Here is a 303-nt window from a genome sequence, read left to right on the forward strand (position 1 = left end):
CATGCATATATACAAGATGTGTTCATTTTAGATCCTTATAGAAAAAAAGGGTTGGGGAACTGGTTACTTAGTGTCATAACAAACTATGAAGAATTAAAGATTCGTAGAGTGATGTTAAGTACAGATGATGGACATTCATTTTATTCAAAGTTTGGTTTTGAACCTCTAGATAACCCAGATTTATTTATGCAGATTAAGGGGAAGGGAGCAATTTAGCTACTTACAGAATATTGGTGTTATTGGTTCTAGAAAAGGGCATTATTCAGCCCTGATCAAAGGGTGACCAGGGCTAAAGAAGAAAAA

General features: G+C 34.7%; 1 protein-coding gene. It reads left to right on the plus strand.

Going from position 1 to position 303, the window contains the following annotated elements; translation table 11 throughout:
* A partial coding sequence (locus AOA60_RS11785) for a GNAT family N-acetyltransferase (protein ID WP_143522424.1) occupies nt 1-216 on the plus strand: 216 nt, incomplete at its 5' end.
* Nucleotides 217-303: the final 87 nt, after the last annotated feature.

It is taken from the genome of Pseudomonas sp. 2822-17 (assembly GCF_002742485.1).
GTDB lineage: Bacteria > Pseudomonadota > Gammaproteobacteria > Pseudomonadales > Pseudomonadaceae > Aquipseudomonas > Aquipseudomonas cyclaminis.